Annotated in this window: 18 protein-coding genes; all 18 read left to right on the top strand. The window is 70.6% G+C overall.

Going from position 1 to position 20245, the window contains the following annotated elements:
* Nucleotides 1–50 precede the first annotated feature (50 nt).
* The 18 genes from ACFY1E_RS30100 to ACFY1E_RS30185 all read left to right on the top strand — a co-directional run bounded on the left by ACFY1E_RS30100 (nucleotide 51) and on the right by ACFY1E_RS30185 (nucleotide 20219).
* Nucleotides 51–983: a conjugal transfer protein gene (locus ACFY1E_RS30100; RefSeq protein WP_389081157.1), complete on the top strand. Its 933-nt coding sequence runs from the start codon at nucleotides 51–53 to the stop codon at nucleotides 981–983.
* Nucleotides 980–1321: a hypothetical protein gene (locus ACFY1E_RS30105; protein ID WP_389081159.1), complete on the top strand. Its 342-nt coding sequence runs from the start codon at nucleotides 980–982 to the stop codon at nucleotides 1319–1321. The genes ACFY1E_RS30100 and ACFY1E_RS30105 overlap by 4 nt, the downstream gene beginning before the upstream one ends.
* A complete protein-coding gene (locus ACFY1E_RS30110) occupies nucleotides 1318–1890 on the top strand; it encodes a hypothetical protein (RefSeq protein ID WP_389081162.1) in 573 nt (190 codons plus the stop codon). Before ACFY1E_RS30105 ends, ACFY1E_RS30110 begins: the two co-directional genes overlap by 4 nt.
* Nucleotides 1887–4577, top strand: a complete 2691-nt coding sequence (locus tag ACFY1E_RS30115) for an ATP-binding protein (protein WP_389081164.1) — start codon at nucleotides 1887–1889, stop codon at nucleotides 4575–4577. The genes ACFY1E_RS30110 and ACFY1E_RS30115 overlap by 4 nt, the downstream gene beginning before the upstream one ends.
* Nucleotides 4577–4927, top strand: a complete 351-nt coding sequence (locus ACFY1E_RS30120; RefSeq protein ID WP_389081166.1) for a hypothetical protein — start codon at nucleotides 4577–4579, stop codon at nucleotides 4925–4927. The genes ACFY1E_RS30115 and ACFY1E_RS30120 overlap by 1 nt, the downstream gene beginning before the upstream one ends.
* A gap of 1 nt (nucleotide 4928) precedes the next feature.
* Complete coding sequence (locus ACFY1E_RS30125; protein WP_389081169.1) at nucleotides 4929–7688, top strand: hypothetical protein; 2760 nt, start codon at nucleotides 4929–4931, stop codon at nucleotides 7686–7688.
* Between the two features lie 38 nt (nucleotides 7689–7726).
* Nucleotides 7727–8836: a C40 family peptidase gene (locus ACFY1E_RS30130; RefSeq protein WP_389081171.1), complete on the top strand. Its 1110-nt coding sequence runs from the start codon at nucleotides 7727–7729 to the stop codon at nucleotides 8834–8836.
* 272 nt (nucleotides 8837–9108) lie between these two features.
* Nucleotides 9109–9489 (top strand): hypothetical protein, encoded by a 381-nt coding sequence (locus ACFY1E_RS30135; RefSeq protein ID WP_389081173.1) that lies wholly within the window; start codon nucleotides 9109–9111, stop codon nucleotides 9487–9489.
* Nucleotides 9465–12083, top strand: a complete 2619-nt coding sequence (locus ACFY1E_RS30140; protein ID WP_389081176.1) for an ATP/GTP-binding protein — start codon at nucleotides 9465–9467, stop codon at nucleotides 12081–12083. The genes ACFY1E_RS30135 and ACFY1E_RS30140 overlap by 25 nt, the downstream gene beginning before the upstream one ends.
* Nucleotides 12074–12988, top strand: coding sequence for a replication-relaxation family protein (locus tag ACFY1E_RS30145; RefSeq protein ID WP_389081178.1), 915 nt, complete (start codon nucleotides 12074–12076; stop codon nucleotides 12986–12988). Before ACFY1E_RS30140 ends, ACFY1E_RS30145 begins: the two co-directional genes overlap by 10 nt.
* 247 nt (nucleotides 12989–13235) lie before the next feature.
* On the top strand, nucleotides 13236–13361 hold the full coding sequence (locus ACFY1E_RS30150; RefSeq protein WP_389081180.1) for a hypothetical protein: 126 nt from the start codon (nucleotides 13236–13238) through the stop codon (nucleotides 13359–13361).
* A gap of 546 nt (nucleotides 13362–13907) precedes the next feature.
* Nucleotides 13908–14510, top strand: coding sequence for a hypothetical protein (locus tag ACFY1E_RS30155; RefSeq protein WP_389081182.1), 603 nt, complete (start codon nucleotides 13908–13910; stop codon nucleotides 14508–14510).
* The gene (locus ACFY1E_RS30160; RefSeq protein WP_389081185.1) at nucleotides 14456–15352 is read left to right on the top strand and encodes an ATP/GTP-binding protein; all 897 of its coding nucleotides are present in this window, start codon (nucleotides 14456–14458) and stop codon (nucleotides 15350–15352) included. The genes ACFY1E_RS30155 and ACFY1E_RS30160 overlap by 55 nt, the downstream gene beginning before the upstream one ends.
* A gap of 21 nt (nucleotides 15353–15373) precedes the next feature.
* Nucleotides 15374–16084, top strand: a complete 711-nt coding sequence (locus tag ACFY1E_RS30165) for an SAF domain-containing protein (protein ID WP_389081187.1) — start codon at nucleotides 15374–15376, stop codon at nucleotides 16082–16084.
* On the top strand, nucleotides 16084–16911 hold the full coding sequence (locus tag ACFY1E_RS30170; RefSeq protein ID WP_389081190.1) for a hypothetical protein: 828 nt from the start codon (nucleotides 16084–16086) through the stop codon (nucleotides 16909–16911). Before ACFY1E_RS30165 ends, ACFY1E_RS30170 begins: the two co-directional genes overlap by 1 nt.
* Nucleotides 16901–18385 carry a CpaF family protein gene (locus tag ACFY1E_RS30175; protein ID WP_389081192.1) on the top strand — a complete coding sequence of 495 codons (1485 nt, stop codon included), beginning with the start codon at nucleotides 16901–16903 and terminating at the stop codon, nucleotides 18383–18385. Before ACFY1E_RS30170 ends, ACFY1E_RS30175 begins: the two co-directional genes overlap by 11 nt.
* Nucleotides 18382–19338 carry a type II secretion system F family protein gene (locus ACFY1E_RS30180; protein WP_389081195.1) on the top strand — a complete coding sequence of 319 codons (957 nt, stop codon included), beginning with the start codon at nucleotides 18382–18384 and terminating at the stop codon, nucleotides 19336–19338. The genes ACFY1E_RS30175 and ACFY1E_RS30180 overlap by 4 nt, the downstream gene beginning before the upstream one ends.
* Nucleotides 19335–20219 (top strand): type II secretion system F family protein, encoded by an 885-nt coding sequence (locus ACFY1E_RS30185; protein WP_389081197.1) that lies wholly within the window; start codon nucleotides 19335–19337, stop codon nucleotides 20217–20219. Before ACFY1E_RS30180 ends, ACFY1E_RS30185 begins: the two co-directional genes overlap by 4 nt.
* The last annotated feature ends 26 nt before the right edge of the window (nucleotides 20220–20245 follow it).

A 20245-nucleotide genomic window follows, 5' to 3' on the forward strand; every position in this document is an offset into this window, starting at 1 on the left:
CCCGGTTTTCTCGAGGTCAGCAACAACCGTTCTGACCTGGGAGTTTGACCATGTCCCCTGGCAAGCAGGCCTCACAGATCGAGGCCGCTGCTCCGATGGCGGCCGGCGCCCGGCTGGAGGCGATGCGCCGCCGAGTACGCCTTTCACGGGTGGCGGTCTGGACCGTCATCGCCGCCGGTCCCATCGCCCTGTGCCTCGCCGTCACCTCCGCCCCGACCACGGTCGCAGCGGCCCCCGCGGCCAAGCTCACCGCCGTGCGCACCGCGACGGCCGCCAACAACCCGGGCGGCTATGCGCAGGTGTTCATCGGCGCGTGGCTGCGCAGCGACGCGAAAGACGAGACGAGTGCGCAGGCCCGGCTTGCGCAGTCGATGGCGCCGGACGTCGAACTGCCCGACCCGGCCGCCGATGCGCAATCGGCGCCCCAGTCGGTGACGGCAGTGCGCAGTGCGCAACGCGGCACCGGCGCGTGGTCGGTGACGGTGGCTGCGCAATACGCAGGCGGATCGGTGCGCTACTACGCCGTGCCGGTGGCCTCCGACAGCGCAGGCTCGTCGTTCACGGTGACCGGTGCGCCCGGCGTGGTGGCCGGCCCGGCCCGCGCCTCGGTGCCGAAGTCGCCGTACACCGTGACCGTCCCGGACGGTGATCTGTCGTCCTCGGTCGGAGAGTTCCTCACCGCCTATCTGACGGGCGCCGGCGAGGTCGACCGCTACCTCGCGCCCGGCGTGAAGCTCACCGCCGTCTCCCCCGCCCCGTACAAGGCGGTTGCCGTCCAGCAGGTGTTGGCCATCGAGGAGGCCGCGGCCGCCGAGCAGGTGCCGGCGGACGGCACGACGGTGCACATCCTCGCCTCGGTCGAAGCCCGGGACGCGACCGGCCGGTGGCCGCTGGCATACGAACTCACGCTCAAGGCCCGCTCTGGCCGGTGGGAAGTCGCCGCGCTTGAGTCCGGCACGGCCCAGGACGGGGGCGGGCGATGAACACCGTGCACAGCCTGATGCTCGCCGGGCAGCTGGACGACCTCGGCAACTCGTGGATCACCATGTTCAAGGACTGGGCGACGAAGGGTCTGCAGGCCGGCCTGATCTGCCTGGTCGTCGTCATCATGATCCAGAAATTCTCGCTGAAGGCGGGGATCGGCGCCCTGCTCCTGATGGTGATCGCCCTGGGTCTGTACAACTCGCGCAACGACCTGGCGAACATGTTCACCGACGAGGTGAAGAACCCGTCCAAGGGCGCGCCCGCCGTTCCCGGGGTCGTCCGGTCCGAACTCCCAGCCTCGCGTGACCACTCACCGGGCGTCGGGGGCTGGCTGTGAGCGCGGCCGCCGCGGCACGGGTGGGCCGCTTCTACACCTCCGCCCGCCGCCACCCGTGGGTGCTGGGCAAAGTCGCGGACTGGAAGATCCCGCTCGGCCCGTACACGCCCGCACAGATCGCGGTCGCCGTCGGCGGCGGCTTCCTCCTGGTCAAGACGATCGGCTGGTGGTCGTGGATGGGGCCGGTCCCCATCGTCGGGTGGGTCCTGGTCATCTGGATGGTGCGCCGTCCCAAGGTCCGGGGCCGTGCCACGATGCAGGCCGCGTTGGGCTGGGTGCTGCTTGGCTGGCAGCCACGGGGAGGGCGGATCGGCGGGCGGGCCGCCCGCGACCGCGCTCCGCACCCGATGCTCGGCGGCTTCACCATCGAGGCCGCTCCCGCTCCCCACCCCGCTGTGCACGCCGCACCCGCCCGTGCGGTTAAGCAGCGTCCTGCCCGGGCGCCGCGCCCGAGCCCGGCCGCGGGCCGCCCGTCCTCACCTCGCCGCACACAGCCAGCTGCTCCCGCGGGGCCGGTGTCGGGCGTGCAGCAGCTGCTCGCACTCGCCCAGCAGGGGGGTGCGCGGTGAGGGTTCCGATCCGTCACATCGCCGGGCATCTGGTGTGGTCGACGCAGGGCAGCGTGTGGGCCGTCTACCGTCTGCACCCGGGCCCGGACGCTCAGGGGCGCCGTGAGGAGACCGTTCAGGGCACCTACGTGCCTGCGGCCGTCCGCGACGAACAACTGGCAAAGATCACGCACTTGGTGCGCTCGTTGTCCGGGGCCCCGCGCCTGTACGGCATGTGCGCGCAGGTTGACCCGGGTGAGATCGCCCTGAAGATGATCGAGGGCATCGAGCCGGCCGAGCAGGCACCCGGTGGGGGCCGACACCCGTGGGTGGAGAACGTCGAGGCCACCCTCGACCTGCTGGACGACCAGGAGATGCACCGCCGCACCTTGTGGCTGGCCGTGCCCCTGCAGACCGAAACGGGCGGCCTACAGGTGTCGGCGTCCCTCAGTGCGGCGTGGGCCGAGGTCGCGCCGATGCTGGGCATGCGGCCGGCGCCGGTGGCCCGGCGCGAGGTGAACGCGTATCGCGAGCAGGCCTCGCGGGTGGAGGCCGCGCTCGCTGGCGGCATCGCCTTCCGTCCGGCCCGCCCGGCGGAGATCGTGTGGATGATCCAGCACGCCCTGCACCGCGGCCTGGCCGAGCCGCTGCTGGCGGAGGCCGAGACCAGCGAGATGTACGGCGGGCAGCTCCGGGACGGGGTGCTGCGCTCCCCCAGCTACGCCGACCTCGGCCAGGTGCGCCTGCAGGAAGGCGGCATCGACCCCGACCTCGACGACGTCGACGAGCTCAAGAGCGCGGGCCGGATCACGCGGTCGGGCCGCACGGCCTGGTGGCGGGTGAACACCGGGTCGCCGCTGGGGCGGCGCTGGCTGCAGGTCGAGTCCGACCACGGGGTGGGCTACCAGGCGCAGTTGGCGCTGGCCGAGTGCCCGCCCGCGGTCAGCCAGGACGCCGCCGACCTGTTCGCCCAGCTGGAGATGTTGGACTTCCCTGTCGACTACACCGTCGACCTCACCCTGGTGCCCGCGGAGAAGGCACGCGACCAGGTGCGGCGCAAGAAGAACGAACTGATCGACCAGGCCGACCAGTACGACGCCCGCCCCACTGGCATGCCCGCCTCTCTGACGGAGGCCGCCCGCGACCTGGGCGAGCTCGATGCCCGCCTCTCCCGCACCAGCGTGGAGGTCGAGGTGCAGTCCGTCACCGTGCTGACGGTGTGGGGGCCGACCGCCGCCATCTGCGACGCGAGGGCCCGCGCCCTGGCCGCGCTGCTGGGCGGCGCCGACTACCGGGCCGTGCGCCCGGCCGGCCTGCAGGAGGCCCTGTTCACCCTGGGCCTGCCCGGCACCGTACGGCCCGGCGTCGTACGGGAGTTCACCCAGCACCAGGTCTCCGAAGACTGGGCACTGGGTGGGGCCTTCACCGCTGCGGAGGTCGGCGACCCCAACGGGATGTTCCTCGGTATCGACCTGGACTGCGGCACCACCCGCCCCGTCATGATCAACGTGGCGGACGCGCCCAAGGTCGACGCGTCCGCATCAATGGGCATCGTCGGGGATCTAGGCGCGGGCAAGAGCGTGCTGCAGAAGCTGATCGCGGAGGCGGTGTGGGCGCGCGGCGGCTGCGCGATCTGCATCGACCGCACCCCCGTGCGCGAGTGGGCCACCTTCGCGCGGACCGCAGCCAAGGGCCGCGTCCAGATCATCGACGCCGCCCAGGCCGAGGTGTCCATCGACCCGCTGCGCATGTTCGACGGCCCGGAGGGCCGCCACTACGCCCTGTCCTACCTCACGCTGCAGCTCGGCATCGGCCCGATGAGCACCAACGGCGAGGTCCTCCACCACGCCGTCGAGCAGGCCGCCGCCAGTCCCGAGCCGTCCATGCACCGCGTCCTTGAGGTCGTCGAGGAGATGGCCGCGCGCGAGGTGGGCAAGCGCAAGGACGCGGCCTCCACTCTCGCCGGCCTCATCCGGGTCGTCGCCACCAGCTCTCTGGCGAGGATGGTCTTCGACCCGACGCTGCCGCCGGTGCGGCTGGACGCCTCCAGCGCCTCCGACATGATCGTGATCACCACGACCGGTCTGAAGCTGCCCCCGAAGGCTGCCTTCGCCAACCCCGAGATCCTGCACCAGCAGCCGCTGGAGGCGCTGATCGGCCGGGCGGTGCTCTACCTGATCGCCGCGATCGCCCGGCAGACCGCTTTCGAGGATCCCGAGCGGTTCAACGCGGTGGTTCTGGACGAGTTGTATTGGCTCACCTCCTCCGCCGAAGGCACGGCCCTGGTCCACGAGATCCTCCACGACGGCCGCAAGCACGGCGCCGGCCTGCTGGCGGGCTCGCACGACGCCGAAGAACTCGGCCCCGACCGCGGCCTGATGGCCTACCGGGCACTCGCCCGCACCGCCGAGCGTGAACGCGCCCGCCGCGGCCTGGAGTTCGTCGGGCTCGACCCGAACGACGGCGAGCTGCTGCGCCTGGTGACCACCGGCCTGTCCCCGGTCGGCCAGAAGGGCCGGGAGGGCGAGTTTCTGCTGACCTGCCCGCGGCAGAACACCGGCCGCATCAAGGTCTCCATCCCCCGCATCCCGCGCATCACCACCTCCATCACCACCACGCCGGGACGCCGCACGAACACGGTCTCCCCCTCCGCGTTGGAGCCGCTCGCCGGTGAGGCCGCACAGACCCGTCCGAAGGAAACCGTCTGATGACCACCTTGTCGTGGGACCGCTCGCGGCGCGTCGCCGCCGCCGTGAGCGTCCTGACCGTGATCGCCGTAGTCGTCGCCGCGATGGTGCTCGCCCTCGGGGCGGGCGTGCCGCAGGCGTGGTGGCCGCACACCGGACAGGCCTTCGCCGCCGACGCCGCGCACCGTGATCCCTGCGCCCTGATCGTGGGCCCGGCCAAGGCGTACTGCGAGCGAGGCGCCACAACCACCGCCTCCGCGGGTCATCGGGATGTAGCCGGCGGGGCATGGGGGCTGGTGCCCGCCGGTGCTGGTGTGAGTGCTCTCGTGGTGTGGCGGCTGAGGTCCGCCGCCGGACAAAGGCGGCGCTGACGTGTTCCGTCCAGACCGCGCGACCCTGCGTTCCGCCGGCTTCGTCGTGCTGCTCACCGGCGTGTTCCTCCTGGTGAACACCCAGGTCGTGTACGCGGCCGGCAGCAACAGCGAGACCGGAGACCTGCTCGTCCCGCTGAACATCACCTCCTCCGAGGGGGTGCCGATCGACGGGTACGACCTGAACGCCTCCGGCGGCTCCATCGTCGCCTTCAAGACGCAGGCCCTCGCCTTCGCCCTGTCCGGGCTGTTCACCCTGATCCGCCTGCTGGTCGGGCTGGCCGGCTGGGCGATCGAAGTGGCCTTCCGGTTCCCGCTGCTCAAGCTCCTCACTCACCCGGCACAGAAGGTCGCCGACACCTACGACACGGTGGTCGTCGACACGCTCGGGATCAAGGGGCTCTTGCTGGCCTGGGCGTTCGTGTTCGCGGGATTCATGATCGTGCGTGGCCGGGTCGGCCGCGGTCTGGGCGAAATCTTCCTCACCCTGCTCATCGCCGCGTTCGCCGCCTCGGCTCTCATCCGCCCCGACACCCTGCTCGGCCCGGACGGGCCGCTGGGACAGTCCCAGCAGGTGGCTGCCGAGGTCGCGCAGCAGAGTGTCAACTCCTACGACTGGGGCGGCAAGATCGCCAGTTATGACCCGTGCGCGGGCATGGCCGGCAACGCCGAGATCAAGTGCGAGGAGCGGGAAGGCGAAGGACCGGTCTCCTCCACAGAAGTGGCCCGGCCCATCCAGGATTCGGTCACCAACGCCTTGATCGTCAAGCCGTACATGCTCCTTGAGTACGGGCGCATCCTCGACCCCGCCAAGACTGCCGACCGCAAGGCCTACGCCGTCCACCTGAAGTGGGTCACCGGCGGGTACCTGCCCAATTCGACCAGCGACAGCGCGGACAAGGCGAACGACCCCTGCAGGCTGATCCACGGGCCGGGCAAGCAGTTCTGCGAGCGCGACGTCGACGACAAGAAGAAGGGGGGCAACTGCGCACTGCTCGACGGCCAGGCCAAGAAGGTCTGCGAGAGCGACGGGCTGCCTGCGCTGACGCCGGGCGGCGAACTGCTGGACGCCACAAACGCGATCGTCACCGACGAGGACCAGGCCTTCGCCGCGTTCCTCTCCGATATGAAGAAGGCCGGCCCGGTCGGCAAGTCGTGCGCCGCCTACGCCGAAAAGCCCACCTGGTGGCGGGTCGGCGGAGCCTTCCTGCTGCTGATCGCCGCGCTGTTCATCTGCGGCATGCTGCTCTCCAGCGCGATCGTGCTACTCGGCACCCAGGGAGTCTGCGCCGCGGCCGCGGCCACGGGCGGGGTCACCTTCGTCGCGGGCATGCTGCCCGGCCCGGCGCGCCAGTCCGTGTGGAAGTGGCTGTCCATATGGGGGATCGCGGTCCTGGCAGTCGTCGGGATCTGCGCGTTCATCCCCTTCTTCGGGATCGCCATCGACGCCACCATCACCAACGGGCCCGACCTGATGGTCGAGCGGATCCTGCTCATCGACGTCCTCGCCATCGCCGGTGCAGCCGGGCACCGCAGACTGCTGACCGGGATCGCCTCCTTCGGCCGGCGCATGGCCATACGGATGCGCTACGCCAAGGTCGGCGGCACCCACATGCCCGGCGACACCTCCGAACTCGGCGCCGCACTCGCCATGAACTCCCCCGCCGCGATGGGCGGATACGGAGCAGGGCTGCGCGCCTTCACCGGCGGAGGTATCGGCAGGTTCGGGCTGCTCGGTACCCGGCAGCGGCTGATGGGCGCACTCGCCTCGCTGGCCGACGGTGCCGGCATGCCGGTGGACACCGGCGGTCTCCTCGCCGACGCCACCGCCGAAGCCGGGCGCGGGCTGGCCCCGCTGACCGCGGCCGCGGCCATGGGCGGGCTGGGCGCACGGCTCGGCGCCAAGGGCGCCCACTGGCTGCTGATCGGACGCCGTCCGGATCGGGAGCAGTTGGCCAAGTGGCGCAAGCCCACCGCGGAGGGGGACCCCGGCGCGGGTGGCCCGTCGGACGGTGGGGACGGTGGCCTCGGCGGCACGAGTCCGATCCGGCCCTCGGGGCCGCCCGACCGGTACCGCGACGACCAGGGGCAGGTCGTCGACCGCAACACCGGCCGCGTACTGCACGACCAGAACAGCGACCGCACTCTACTGTCGACCCGGGCCCACAACCGGCTGGTCCGCTTCCGCGGCTACCGCATCCTCAACCGCAGCGGCCGGATGGCGTATGGGGCGACGGTAGGTCTGCCGGCCAACGTCCGCCGAGCCCGGTCAGGCGGGTCGCGCTATTCCCAAGACGCCCGCCAGCAGGTGCAGGTGTGGGGCAACACCTGGAGTGAGGACGGCCGGGCCTGGGGCGACACGAGCCGGCACGTGGCCCGCGTCCTGCGGGAGAACAGAGACGACCGCGGCGGGCCCGGGCCATTCACGGGCCGCAGCATGCCGACCGCAGCCACACCTGCCACCTCCCCACGCCCGGCTACGCCCGCGCGGCCCGCTCCCCCAGCGCGGCCAGCTCCGCCAGCGGACGGTCCCGCGACCACGCCACCGGCACCGCTCCCACCCCGACGCCCGTCCCCAGTGCCTCGGTCCGATCTCGGCAATCCGGCTCGTCCCGAAGGCGGAACCGCGCGCAACCCGCGGGACGAGGCACGAGAGCGGATGCGTGAGCTGCTGCGGCACACCGATTCCGACGCCGACCGGCAAAGCCGCCTGCGCCAGGTGCGGGACAGGTGGCAGACCGAGGACGGTGAGGACGAGTGAGGCCGCCGACACGCCGCAAGAGGCGGTGGGGATGTGTCGTGGCGCTGCTGATGTTCGCCGCCGTGTGCTGTGCCGCGCCGGTGGGGAACGCGATCAGCACGTACGTCGCGCTGAAGACGGGGGCTCAGGACGACGGGGGGATCGCCGAGGGCGGCAGCGCCGCGGACATCCCGCCGCGGATGCTGACCGCGTACAAGAAGGCGGTCCAGCATGTCGGCACGTTCGTGGCGAAGTGTCAGGGCATGCGCTGGCCGATCCTCGCCGGGATCGCGAAGGTCGAGTCCAACCACGCGGTGGGCCGCAATATCGCTGGCAACGGCGACATCCGCCCGAAGATCTACGGGGTGCTTCTCAACGGCTCCGGCGTCGGCGGCAACACCACCGTCTTCCCCGACACCGACGGCGGCAAGTGGGACGGCACCTCGCGGGGTGAGCGGGCCGTCGGCCCCTTCCAGTTCATGCCCTCCACCTGGGAGTCGGTGGGCAAGGACGGCAACGGGGACAAGACCGCCGACCCGCACAACGCCGACGACGCCGCGCTCGGCGCCGCGATCTACCTGTGCGGGAACGGACGTGACCTGACCAAGCGTGCCCAGCTCAAGGCCGCGATCCTGCAGTACAACCACTCAAGCGAGTACGTCGCCAACGTGCTGGGCTGGATCGATCAGTACACGGCGGCCGCCAAGGACCCGGGCCTGAAGAACGTCTCGGGCAAGGTCCGTACTGCCATCGAGGCGGCGCTCTCCCAGCGCGGGGTGCCGTACTCCTGGGGCGGCGGCAACGCGAGCGGCAAGTCGTACGGCATCTGCTGCTCCCCCAGCGGCAAGAGCGGCGCCAGTATCAAGGGCTTCGACTGCTCGGGCCTGACCGTGTACGCGTACGCCAAGGCCGGCGTCAGGCTGCCACGCACGGCGGCCGCGCAGGCCGGTGTCGGCCAGCGCCTCCCCGCCGGTCTTGGCACCGGCGTCCTCAAGCCGGGCGACCTCGTCTTCTACGCCTACGCCCCCGGACGCGATTCCACGATCTACCACGTGGGGATCTACGTCGGCAGCGGTCAAATGATCAACGCAGCTCGCCCGGGCACGGTCGTCCGGCTCGACTCGGTCAACGCCATGTCTGGCTACGCGGGGGGAGCACGGCTGCTGTGACCCCCACCCCACGCTCACCGCGTCTGCTGTTGCTGAGCACCGTTCTGCTGGTTGTCGCCGGCGTCGCTCTGCTGGGTCTGCTGCACAGTCCTCGGAAGCCGCCAGCTCCAGCTAAAGCACCGTCGCCGACCGCGGGCGCGACCACTGATCCGTCACCCGCGGCCAGGCGGCCTCCCGCGGGAGCGCCGACCGTCAGCACCGATTCCTCCACGACGTCCGCCGCATCGACGCCGTCGGGCCTTGAGCCGGCTCTGCCGCCGCACGGCGAGGGCGTGGCCGGTGACCGGGTCATCCAGCGGTCGCTGGAGGCGGCTTGGCCCGCCGATCTTTCCGCCGCCGACGAGCGGGAGTTGCTCGCCGCAGGGCGCGCGCTGCTGCGCGCGGACGCCACCGGTGTCGGCCGCGCGAAGTGGCCAGACGTCTTTCCCGACTCGGATCAGGAGGTGGCCCCGGCGTTCGCGACCGCCCGCTTCCGCATCCAGGCCGCGATCGCCCGCCGCGATGGCAGCCCCAGCAAGGCGGTGGTCCACCTGGTGTGGGCCGGCATGGACCGCGGCGGCACCTTCACCGACCTGCGCATCACCGACTGGCACTTCGCCCGTACTACTTCGAAGAAGGGAGCAACGTCGTGGACTTGGCAGCCCCGTACCTGACGGGCCGGGCCGATGACATGGCCACCGGTCAGGTTCCCGGCCTGGTCGACGCGGCCGGCTGGCTCTACCACCACTGGTATCTGCTGGCCCTGGCGGTCGCCGTGTGCTGGGGCGTGAGCGAGTGGGTGGTCCGCCGGCTCGCGGCCAAGGGGTCCGCGCAGCGGATGGCCCTGGAGCTCGTCTCCACCCGGCACTTCGACCCGAGCCTGGAGGAGATCTTCAGGCGTGGTGCCCAGCTCGCCCGCGCGTCCACGGCCATGCCCTGGTGGGCGCCCCGCCGGTCGAAGACCGTGCAGATTAGGCTGCGTGCGGACGGCAGTACGCCGCTGCGTTACCGCATCGAGGGTCCGGCCGGCGGTGAGCGGCTGCTGTCCATCACGCCGTTCGGGCCGGACGTCACCGTCAACCGGGCCCGGCCGATCGTCGACGAGCCCAGGACGCACACCGTGCGCGCCGAGTTCATCCTGCGCGGCAAGCCCACCTCCCCGCTGCGCGAGGTGCCCCTCACCCCCGATCCGCTCCAGCCGCTCATCGACGCCGTGGCCGACCTGCGCTGCGAGCTCGGCGACCTCGCCGAGATACGGCTCGACATCCAGCGTGCCCCGAAATGGGCGCTCAGGGCACGCCGCCTGCAGCTCATGGGTGCCGCACGCCGCTCCGAGCGCCGGGAGGCCCAGCGGGCCGCGCGCTGGCTGCGGCAGGACGCAAGCGGCATCGAGGACTCCCTTACCTGGCAGCTGCAGCAGTTGCTCACGGACAAGCCCGGCGCGGGCTCGGGGCGGCGGCTGGTGATGCCGCCGGTGCCCCGCCGGGTCGAGCCGGTCGAGGCGCTGGGCAAGCTCGCCGAAGACGACCACCTGGTACGGGTGCAGCTGCTGGTGATGTGCGCGTCGAACACCGAGGGCCGCCCCCAGGCCCGGCTCGCCCAACTTCAGGCCGCCTTCGATGTGTTCGGCGGACGCTCGCGGTGGGCGATGCGCGGATGGCGGCTGGGACCGTGGCGGATCGGCGCCGATCACTGGCCCACCACGCGCGGGTTCGAACGCCGGTGGAATCTGGGGCACTGCCAGCCTCCCCGCGCGAACTGGGTTCGGTTGGAAGAGCTGACCGGCCTGCTCAAGCCGCCCACCATCAACTGCCGTCTGCCGGTGCTCGCCGGTGACCTGCCGACCTTCTCCTTCGGCGATCCGGAGTTACTGCTGCAGGGCATCTACCGCGGCCCGGACGGCCGAAAGCGGCTGGTCGCCACCTACGCCGAGGAGACCTTGTTCGAGGTCGGGGTCGGCAAGGCCGGCGGTGGAAAGACTGAACGCGCCCTGGCGCAGGCGATCGGCTGGGCGCACGCCGGCGGCGGGCTGGTCTTCGTCGACCCGCACCGCGACTCGTGGCCGCGCGCGCTGCCGTTCCTGGCACACGACCACCTGATGCCACGAGTCGCCCTGATCGACCTGGGCGGCCTCGGCCCCGACCCGCGGGTGAGTTCGTGGAATCCGCTCGGCATGCACCACGGGCAGGCTGCGCACGAGGTCGTCGAGGCGATCTCCGACGCCTACGCCTCCGCCCTGGCCTGGGACGACGCGACTGCCCCGCGGGCGCTGACCATCCTCACCGCTGCGCTGACCGTCCTGGTCGCGGTCAACCAGGCGGCCTGCCAGGCCGGCCAGCCTGAGGACCAGGCCACGATCTTCCACGTCCGGTCCCTGCTCACCGATGGCGGCTTCCGCAGGGCAGCGCTCGCCGCGGTGGCAGGCGGTCTGGATGAGGAGACCCGCGCCTGGTGGCAGTCGGTGTTCCCGACGCTGCCGCCCGACGGGTTCGCCGTCGTCCTCAACCCGATCGCCCGCCTCGCTGCCAACCCCATCACCCGCGCCTTCCTCGGTCAGCCCGTCGGGGTCTACGACATCCGGGCGGCCATGGATTCCCAGATGATCGTATGGGTGTGTCCGGGCGGCAACGGGCCCACCGACCGCCTGTTGACCGCGTTGCTCGCCCGGGATCTACTGCGGGCGGCGCGCTCCAGGCGCGACACCCCGCAGGAGAAGCGGGTGCCGTTCCGCCCGTACTTCGATGAGCTGATCACTCTGACGGGTGCGGCGCCCGAGACCATCGCGGCGATGTTCGAGGACCTGCGCAAGTACCGGTGCCACGTCCACGGCATGACGCAGTTGCTGTCCCGCCTGCCTACGCCGGTGCGGCTGTCCTTGGTGCAGAACGCGTCCACGCTGGCCACGACCGCCGGGTCGAAGTCCGCGATCGCGCCGATCACCGCGGAGTGGGGCGATGACCCCAGCCCCGACCGGGTCGCCACCATGGAGCGCTTCGAGCACTACCTGTCCGTGACCGTACGCGGCCGCCGTGTCGGGCCCGTTCAGCTGCACGGGCCCCATCTCGACGACGTCTTCGCCGCCCAGGCCCGCCCCCAGCAGGCCGGCGCGCTGGAGCGGGCCGCCCAGGCGAACGCTGGGGCGCTTCCGCTGCACCAGCTCACCGACCGCGCCGTGAAGCAACTCGGGCGCGTCGCCGCCTTCCTCGCCGCGCACGCCCCTGCCGGCGCCGCCGCTGTCCACCTGTCGAAGGAGAACGAATGGAACTGACCACCACCCGGCCCAAGGACGGTACGCCGGCCGGGTTCACGCCCAGCCCCGTCGAGCCCCTCAAGCATCAACTGCTGGCCACACTCGCCCAACACCGCATGGCCTCCACCAACCAGCTGCATCTCCTGCTGCGGCCCGGCCGCTCCCGGCAGTCGGTCTCCCAGCGGCTGAACGATCTGCTCGACGAACGGCTCGTCGACTTCGTCGTGCTACCGCAGTCGCATCGCACCCGGGTCTGGTACCTCACGCCGAAGGGCGCCCGCCTCACCCGGGACTGGCCCGCGCTGCGGGGCCGCCCGCCGTATCCGATCACCTCGGCGACGGCCGCCTCGCTGAAGACCCCCCACACCCTCACCGTCCTGCGCACGCACCTGGCATTCGTCGCGGACGCCCGCCGCCGCGGCGACGAGCACGGTCACCTGGACTGGACGCCCGAGGTGTTCCATTCGATCGGTGACGGAGAGAAGGTCGTCGCCGACGCGGTCATGCACTACACGCTCATCGGGGGCGAACAGCGCCGCAAGCTGCGGGCGTTCGTCGAAGTCGACCGCGCCACCATGAGCAGTGAACGCCTCGCGGCGAAACTGATCGAGTACGCGAGGCTGTGGGCGTACGAACCGCAGCCTGTCGGCCGACGCCGCCAGACGGCCGGGCCCGGCTGGCTGCGCTGGTATCCGGTGTTTCCGCGGGTGCTGTTCGTCCTGACCGGCGCCGGACGCCAAGCGATGAACAACCGGATCAGCGACCTCAGGGCCATGGCAGCCCATCATCCACTCGTGGCCGACCTGGCCCGTGAGGTGCCGATGGGAGCGGCCGTCCTCGAGGACCTGGACAAGTACGGCCCCACGTCTGACGTGTGGGTTCCGCTGGCCGGCGACAAGTCCCGTGCATGGACCGAGCTGTGACGCACCATTCCCCGCGGCGGAATGTCGCAGCCTTGCAACTACACCCCAAACCAGTTGATATTTGCTCACGCGAATGCATAGATTACTCCTGCATAGCAGAGCCTCTCCTTGAACCCCCGTGCTGTGCACCGATGTTAGGGGACATCACATGCCACACGCTCCTGGCTCAATTCGCACTTCAGAAACGGTCTCACGCATCGATTGGCCGCCCCGGACCAAGGGCGTCTCGTATATCGGGGACGCCTGCGTGGTCCAGGGCATCGGCGACTTCGACTTCGACGACCTGAGCCGGGTGCAGCGCCGCTTCCCCGACCGGCACGTCACCCTCGATGGCGACGTGATCACCGTCTGGCCGCCGGTCCGGGCGCAGTGAGCATGTTCGCCACCACCTCCCCCGCTCGCGACGCCGAGCGCACTGCACCGCGATGACCAGGTTCCAAATCTCACCGAAAGGAAGCAGTGAAATGACCAGTTGGCACGCGGCGCGGGGCCGCTGCCCCACGATCACATCGGGCGAGCTCTCCCGCCGCCAGCTTCGACACCCGCGGGTTCGAGGAAAAGCATCCGATGGCGTTCAACACCACAACAGGCCAGCCGACACAAGAATCGGCGAGTCAAGATCTCGTCCTCTCCAACCACGAGCGGCCCCCAGTGACCGGCCACTCCGCCCGAATCGCGTGCAGACGGAATCAGCGAAGAAACCCAACGCCACAGCACTGTTAGACCCCAAAGGGACTGCCGACACCTCGAGTTATTTCAGTCAACTCCACAAGCCTCCTGGGAAGTCGCCAGCCACATGCGTAGCGTGACGACTACGCACACGCATCACCGCAGCTCCCCCAGGCCATAGACCTGCGCTGCCGTGCGCCGGCGGCTCAAGGCAGCGGTCATCTGACACCACGCCGCACGGGAAGACAACATGACAGCCACACCACGAGGCTCATCAGGGCACAACATTGCCGCTGTTCGCACTGGGAAGCACGCAACTGCGCTGCTTCTTGCCAGCAGCCTGCTGGCACTGGCCGGTTGCAGCGGCAGCGACGCGGACACCTCATCCTCCACACCCAGCCTCAGCAAGGCAGCTGGCTCATCGTCGCCCAGTGCCACAGCCAACGGCGAGGCCGCCGCTGTCATCGCGGCTTACACCAGCTCCTGGGACGCGCAGACCCTGGCCTACAGCAAGGCCTCCTCCGCGGGCACCGACCTAAAGGAGAACACCACCTTCAAGGCGCTGGCCGACATCGAGAAGGACCTGGCGGTCATGCGGAAGGCCGGACAAGTGACGACCGGAAAGCCAGCGATCAATCCGAAGGTCGTCAAGGTGACCGACGCCAAGATCCCCAGGGCCACGGTCGCGGACTGCGTCGACACGACGCACTGGATCCTGACCGACAAGGCTTCGAAAAAGCCGGTCCCGCTGCCCACGACGCGGCTCATCAAATACGTCAGCACCGCAACGCTTGAAAAGTGGGGGACGAAGTGGATGGTCACAAAGTTGACCGCTCAAGAACAGTCCTGCTGACCCGACGTCTCGCCGCACTCGCCGCCGCGCTCGTCCTCGCCTCGGCGGGCACCGCGCATGCCAGCGACGATCCCGACGTCGGCGCCGGCAAGTGCCAAGTCATCAAGTTCTGTGTCGACGTGGGCGTCGGTGACGATTCCGGCGGCAGCGGGAACCAGGCGGGTGACTCGCAGGGCGGCGGCAGCAGCGACAGCAAGATGAAGTGCACCTACACCAAGGTCGATCCGAAGCCGCCGGCCAACCACCCGGCGTGGAAGGGCAAAGACCCCAAGAAGAACGACCTGTTCTTGATGGAGTGTTCGGACGGTGGTCAGGACAACCCAGCCAGCTTCGTCGTCGTGCCGACGGGCCAGAATCCCGCCCCGCAGATCGACCCTGGGGAGTTGGCCCAGCGCGCGGTGGATTCCATGACGCTGCTCGGTCCGGATGTCGCCAGCCCGCAGGCAGCCCGGAAGTACACCGTGGGTGTCCCGATGTGGATGTGGGTCAACCAGAGCGCCACGACCTACGGACCGAATACCGCGTCGGCCACGGCGGGTGGAATCACCGTCACCGCGACGGCGAGAGTGTCGAAGATCGTGTGGACGATGGGCGACGGCGCCTCTGTGACGTGCAACGGCCCCGGCACGCCCTACACATCATCCGAGGGCATGGCCGAGTCGCCTACCTGCGGACACGTGTACGCCAAGACCTCTGCCAGTGCCCAGAGCAGCAAGTTCCCCGTGATCGCGACCTCGACGTGGACGATCAACTGGCAGGGCGGCGGACAGGCCGGCCAGCTCACCGAGGTCCGGCAAACCAACGTGCAGGTGGCGGTCGGCGAAGTCCAGGTCGTCAGGTAACGCCACCGGAAGGACACAACGGTGAGCAAGACCCAAGAGCTTGTAGGTACAGCCCCGAACGGCGTTCCCCAGCAGGGGCGCGCGGCCGGACCGGTGGCGCCACCCCGGGTCTCAGCGCGCAGGCGACGACCAGGGGTCATTGCCCTGTCGCTGGCGCTGATCGCCGCTGGTGGCGCGGGTGTTGCGGTCCTGCTGCTGCAGGTCGGCAACCGTATAGACGTGGTGACCGTGGTCCGCGACGTTCAGGTCGGCCAGGTCCTCAGCGAGGACGATCTGGGCAAGGCATCCGTCGCCCTGGACCCGGCGGTCAAGGCGGTGCGCGCCGGCGACCTGAGGTCGGTGGTGGGCAAGCGAGCCGCCGTGGAGCTCAAGCCCGGCTCCCTGCTTGCCCCTTCGCAGGTGACGAAGGACAACCTGGTGAGGGCTGGCGAGCAGTTGGTGCCGGTCGGCCTGGAGCCGAAGCAGATCCCGGCCACCGCGCTGGTGCCGGGCCAGAGGGTGGAGTTGGTGCACGTGCTGGCCCAGGGCACCACGGAGACGGGCACGGGCAAGACGTCCGACACGACGCCGCAGACCATCGACGGCCGGGTCGTGAAGACCTCTGGCGCCGCCCCCGGCACGGGGATCGTGGTCGTCGACGTGGCCACCTCCGCCACCGACGGTCCCACGGCCGCGGCGTGGGAGGCGGCCGGCGCGCTGCGTCTGGTCCTCGCTGCCCCGGACGGTGACTGATGGCTGTGATCGCGCTCGCCGGGTGCAGCGGCGCGCCCGGGGTGACCACGAGTGCCCTCGCCTTGCTGCTGTCGTGGCCGCTGGAGGCGGGCCGGCGGATGATCCTGGCGGAGTGCGACCCGGACGGCGGTGCTGTGCTGCACGGGCTGCTGCAGGGCACGCTCGGCGACCGGTACGGGCTGCGCAACCTCTCCGTCGCCGCCCGCAAAGGGGAGTTCAGTGAGGCCTTTTGGCGGCAGCTGATCGACCTGAGCAGTGAGAACGGCGAGCAGGACTCCCCGCGCGACCGGCTGCTGCTGCCCGGCCTCACCGACCCCGCGCAGGCGGCGGGTCTCGGCCAGGTCTGGAAGATCCTTGCGCAGATGTTCCGCGGCATCGAGGCCGAGAGCGGCCACGACGTCCTGATCGACCTCGGGCGCCGCGGCGCGTACGGGCCCTCTGGGGTGCTGGCCGAGCAGGCCGACGCCACCTTCGTGGTGGTCCGCAACACCTTGCGCTGCCTGCAGGCAGCCGAGGGCCGGGTGCGGTCGCTGGAGGAGCGCATCGGTGATGTCAGCGTGCTGCTCATCGAGGAGGGCCCGTATCCCGCGGGTGAGGTGCAGCGCGTGCTGCAGGTGCCGGTGATCGCCACCCTGCCGTTCGCGCCGAAGGATGCCCGCGTGCTGTCCGACGGTGCCGAACAGCCCCGGCACTTCACGAAGTCGGCGCTGATGAAGGCCGCCCGCACGAGCAGCACGCTCCTTCTCCAGCGGGCTGCCCTGCGCCGGGCCCGCCTCGATCCTCGCGTCGCGCGCGCGGCGGGCGGGGAGGTCACCCATGCACGCTAGGCCCTTGCACCCCGACCCCACGGTGGCCCCGCTGTCCCAGGAGTGGGCACGCCAGGCCAACGGCGCGCCAGCAGTGGCCGGTGCTGCCTCGGGCACCCAGGTGCTCGGCACGGGGGTTCCTCAGGTCACGGTCGACTACCGGGTGGCGAGGGACATTGCGTCCCAGGTCGCCAAGCAGCGGGAGGATCTGCTCAAGACGAAGCCTGGCATGGACCGGGACAGCGAGGAGCAGCGGTGCCTGAGCTGGATCGCCGAGGCCGTCGCGCTGTGGTCGGACGCGCAGGCGATGACGCCGCAGGAGGACGAGGCGCTGCGGCGCGCCGTCTACGACCTGCTGTTTCGGGCCGGTCGGCTGCAGCCGTACCTGGACGACGAGCGGGTCGAGGACATCATCATCCAGGGCCCGCACGAGGTGTGGCTGGACTACGGCGACGGCGAACGCCGCCGGGTCGGACCGATCGCCGACTCCGAAGAGGAACTGCTGGAGCTGCTGCGGGAGTTGGCCCGGGGCTCGGGGCACAGCGAGCGCACCATCTCCACCGCGAACCCCACCCTCGCCCTGTCCCTCCAGGACGGCTCCCGCCTGCAGGCCATCACCGGGCTGGGGCCGATGACGTATGCGGTCATCCGCCGCCACCGGGTCTCCCACGCCGATCTCGATGACCTGGTCCGGCTGGGCACGATCGACCCGATCCTGCGTGAGTTCCTCGGCGCCGCCGTGCGTGCCGAGAAGAACATCATGATCGCGGGGAAGCAGAAGGCCGGGAAGACCACGCTGATGCGGGCGATGCTCAAGGAGTTCGACCCGGAGTGCCGGTTCGCGACCATCCAGACCGAGGACGAGCTGTTCGCCCACCAAAACGGCTACCACAAGCAGGTCGTGTCCCTCGTCGGGCGGGAGTCCAACGGGGAGAAGGACGTCACCGGGCGTGGCGCCGGTGAGGTCACGCTCCTGGACCTGATGCACCCGGCGCTGCGGATGTCGCTGGAGCGGATCGTGGTCGGCGAGGTCCGCGGCCCCGAAGTCGTCGCCATGATGCAGGCGTTGACGAACGGCTCCGGCGGCAATCTGTGCACCATCCACGCGCGTCGCCCGGACATCATCTTCGACCGGATCGCCGAACTGTACGCGCTCGCCCAGGAGAACCTGTCCGAGCAGCTCGCCTACCGGCAGACGGCCAATGGCCTGGACTTCGTCGTGTACGTCGACATGACGGACGAGACGCAGATCGGCGGCCGCCGGCACCGCTACGTGTCCCACGTGCTGGAGCTGACCGGGATCGGCGAGAACGGCCGGCCCGCGACCAATGAGGTCTTCTCCCCGGGGCGTGAGTGGGGGGAGCTGCGGGCGGTTCCGAGGATGGATCCGGGCTGCATCGATGATCTGCGCCGCGTCGGCTTCGACTCAGGTCTGCTGCAGGAGTCGTACGGGGCGTGGGCGGCGCCGCTGCCTTTGAAGGTGGGGGCGCGATGACGCTGTTGTTCGGGCTGCTGTGCGGCATGGCCGTGATCGGTGGGCTGATCGGTGTCGTGGCGGGCGTCGTGGGTACGACTGCGCCGCGCCGGGCCCCGCTGCTCAAGCGCTGGCAGATGGCTCTGCGCGGCGGGAAGAACCAGGGCGAGGACGCCCGGCTGCGGCGGCGGACCCTCATGGTCGCGGCCGTCGTGGTCTTCGTGGCGGTGTGGCTCGTCTCGGGGAACTTCGTCGGCGGTGCGCTGCTCGGGGCGGCCGTCATCGGCGTGCCCTGGTTGATCAGCCCGGCGCAGATGGCGCAGGAACGCATCGGGCAGCTGGAGGCGCTGAGCGAGTGGACGCAGCGGCTGGCCGGTCTGCTGCGGCTGGGCATGGGCCTGGAACAGGCGATGATCACCAGCCGTCAGGGGGCGCCGGACGAACTTGCCCCGCAGATCATCAACCTGTCCGACCGGCTGCGCCTGGGGTGGCGGCCGGACGGAGCGCTCCGCGCATTCGCCGAGGAACTGGACGATGTCACCGCGGACAAGGTGGTCGCCGCGCTCATCTTGTCGGTCAATGACCGCGGCCCGGGCCTGGCTCAGGCACTGGAGGATCTGTCCGGCACCGTCCGCGAGGAGGTCGCCAGGAAACGCGCCATCGAGGCGGACCGGGCCAAGCCCCGCACGACCGTGCGGTGGATGACGATCATCACCGTGGGTGTCGTGGTGGCCGGGTTCTTCGTGCCGTCTTACACGAAGCCGTACTCCACGCTGCTGGGACAGCTCGTGCTGGCCTTCCTGACGGCCGGGTTCGTCGGCGTGCTCGCTCTGATGCGGCAGCTGGGCACGTTCCGGCGCGTCCCGCGCTTCCTGGTCACCGACCCAGCCAGCACTGTCCGGCTGCCCGCGCCCACGCCGGAGCCGGAGAAGCCGATCGCTGCCAGGGAGGAGCCGGAAGGGGTCGCCTCGTGAACCTGTTCCCCGTTGTTGTGACTGGCGGCACGGTCGGCGCGGGTGTCGCCCTGCTGATCCGGGAACTCTTGCAGCCTCAGCCCGCGTTGGGGCCGGCTCTCAAGCGCAGTGCCCCGGCCACCTTGGCCACGCCCGAGCCGGAACTGGACCGCGAGGAGGTCTGGGGCCGGTGGCTGCTCGCCCGCCTTGAGCGGGTGCCGGGTGTACGGGTGCCGACCACAAACCTGGCCCTGCTGGGGCAGGGGGCGGGCCAGTTCATGCTGAAGAAGACCGCGCTCGCCGCGCTGGGGCTGCTCTGCCCGGTGATCGCGACGATTCCGTGGATCATCGCCGGGGTGGGCCTGCCGTTCTACGTGCCTGCCGGTGTCGGGCTCCTCGTCGCGGTGCTGCTGTTCATCACCCCGGATCTCGCGGTGCGGGACCAGGCTAAACGGGCGCGGGAGGAGTTTGCGCACGCCCTGTCCGCCTACCTCGACCTGGTCGCGCTCAAGCGGGCCGCCGATGCCGGTCCGGCCGAGGCGCTCGAGAAGGCCGCTGAGGTCGGCGAGGGCTGGCCGTTCTTGTATCTGCGAGGCGCGCTGCGCCGGGCCCGGCTGGAGAAGATCCCGCCGTATCAGGCGCTGACCGAGCTCGCCCACGCATACGACCTGCCCGTCTTGGATGACGTCGCCGACATCATGCGCGGCTCTGCCACCGATGGCGCCGCCGTCTACAAGGCGCTACGGGCCCGTACCGCCGCGCTCAATGCCGAACTCCTCGCGGATCAGGCCGCCGAGGCGAACACGGCCAGCGAGAAGATGACCGCCCCCGGTGCCCTGCTCGCGGTGCTGGTGATGCTGCTGATGGCGTTCCCCGCGGTGATCCGCATGCTGACCGTCTGAGACCACCACGACTCGTACAACGCTCC

The organism is Streptomyces sp. NPDC001604 (genome assembly GCF_042893475.1).
In the GTDB taxonomy this organism is placed as follows: Bacteria; Actinomycetota; Actinomycetes; order Streptomycetales; family Streptomycetaceae; genus Streptomyces.

Excerpts from the sequence above, each read along its gene's own strand:
- ACFY1E_RS30100 (WP_389081157.1), top strand. The coding sequence starts at position 51 with ATGTCCCCTGGCAAGCAGGCCTCACAGATCGAGGCCGCTGCTCCGATG.
- ACFY1E_RS30105 (WP_389081159.1), top strand. The coding sequence starts at position 980 with ATGAACACCGTGCACAGCCTGATGCTCGCCGGGCAGCTGGACGACCTC.
- ACFY1E_RS30120 (WP_389081166.1), top strand. The coding sequence starts at position 4,577 with ATGACCACCTTGTCGTGGGACCGCTCGCGGCGCGTCGCCGCCGCCGTG.
- ACFY1E_RS30145 (WP_389081178.1), top strand. The coding sequence starts at position 12,074 with ATGGAACTGACCACCACCCGGCCCAAGGACGGTACGCCGGCCGGGTTC.
- ACFY1E_RS30155 (WP_389081182.1), top strand. The coding sequence starts at position 13,908 with ATGACAGCCACACCACGAGGCTCATCAGGGCACAACATTGCCGCTGTT.
- ACFY1E_RS30170 (WP_389081190.1), top strand. The coding sequence starts at position 16,084 with ATGGCTGTGATCGCGCTCGCCGGGTGCAGCGGCGCGCCCGGGGTGACC.
- ACFY1E_RS30175 (WP_389081192.1), top strand. The coding sequence starts at position 16,901 with ATGCACGCTAGGCCCTTGCACCCCGACCCCACGGTGGCCCCGCTGTCC.
- ACFY1E_RS30180 (WP_389081195.1), top strand. The coding sequence starts at position 18,382 with ATGACGCTGTTGTTCGGGCTGCTGTGCGGCATGGCCGTGATCGGTGGG.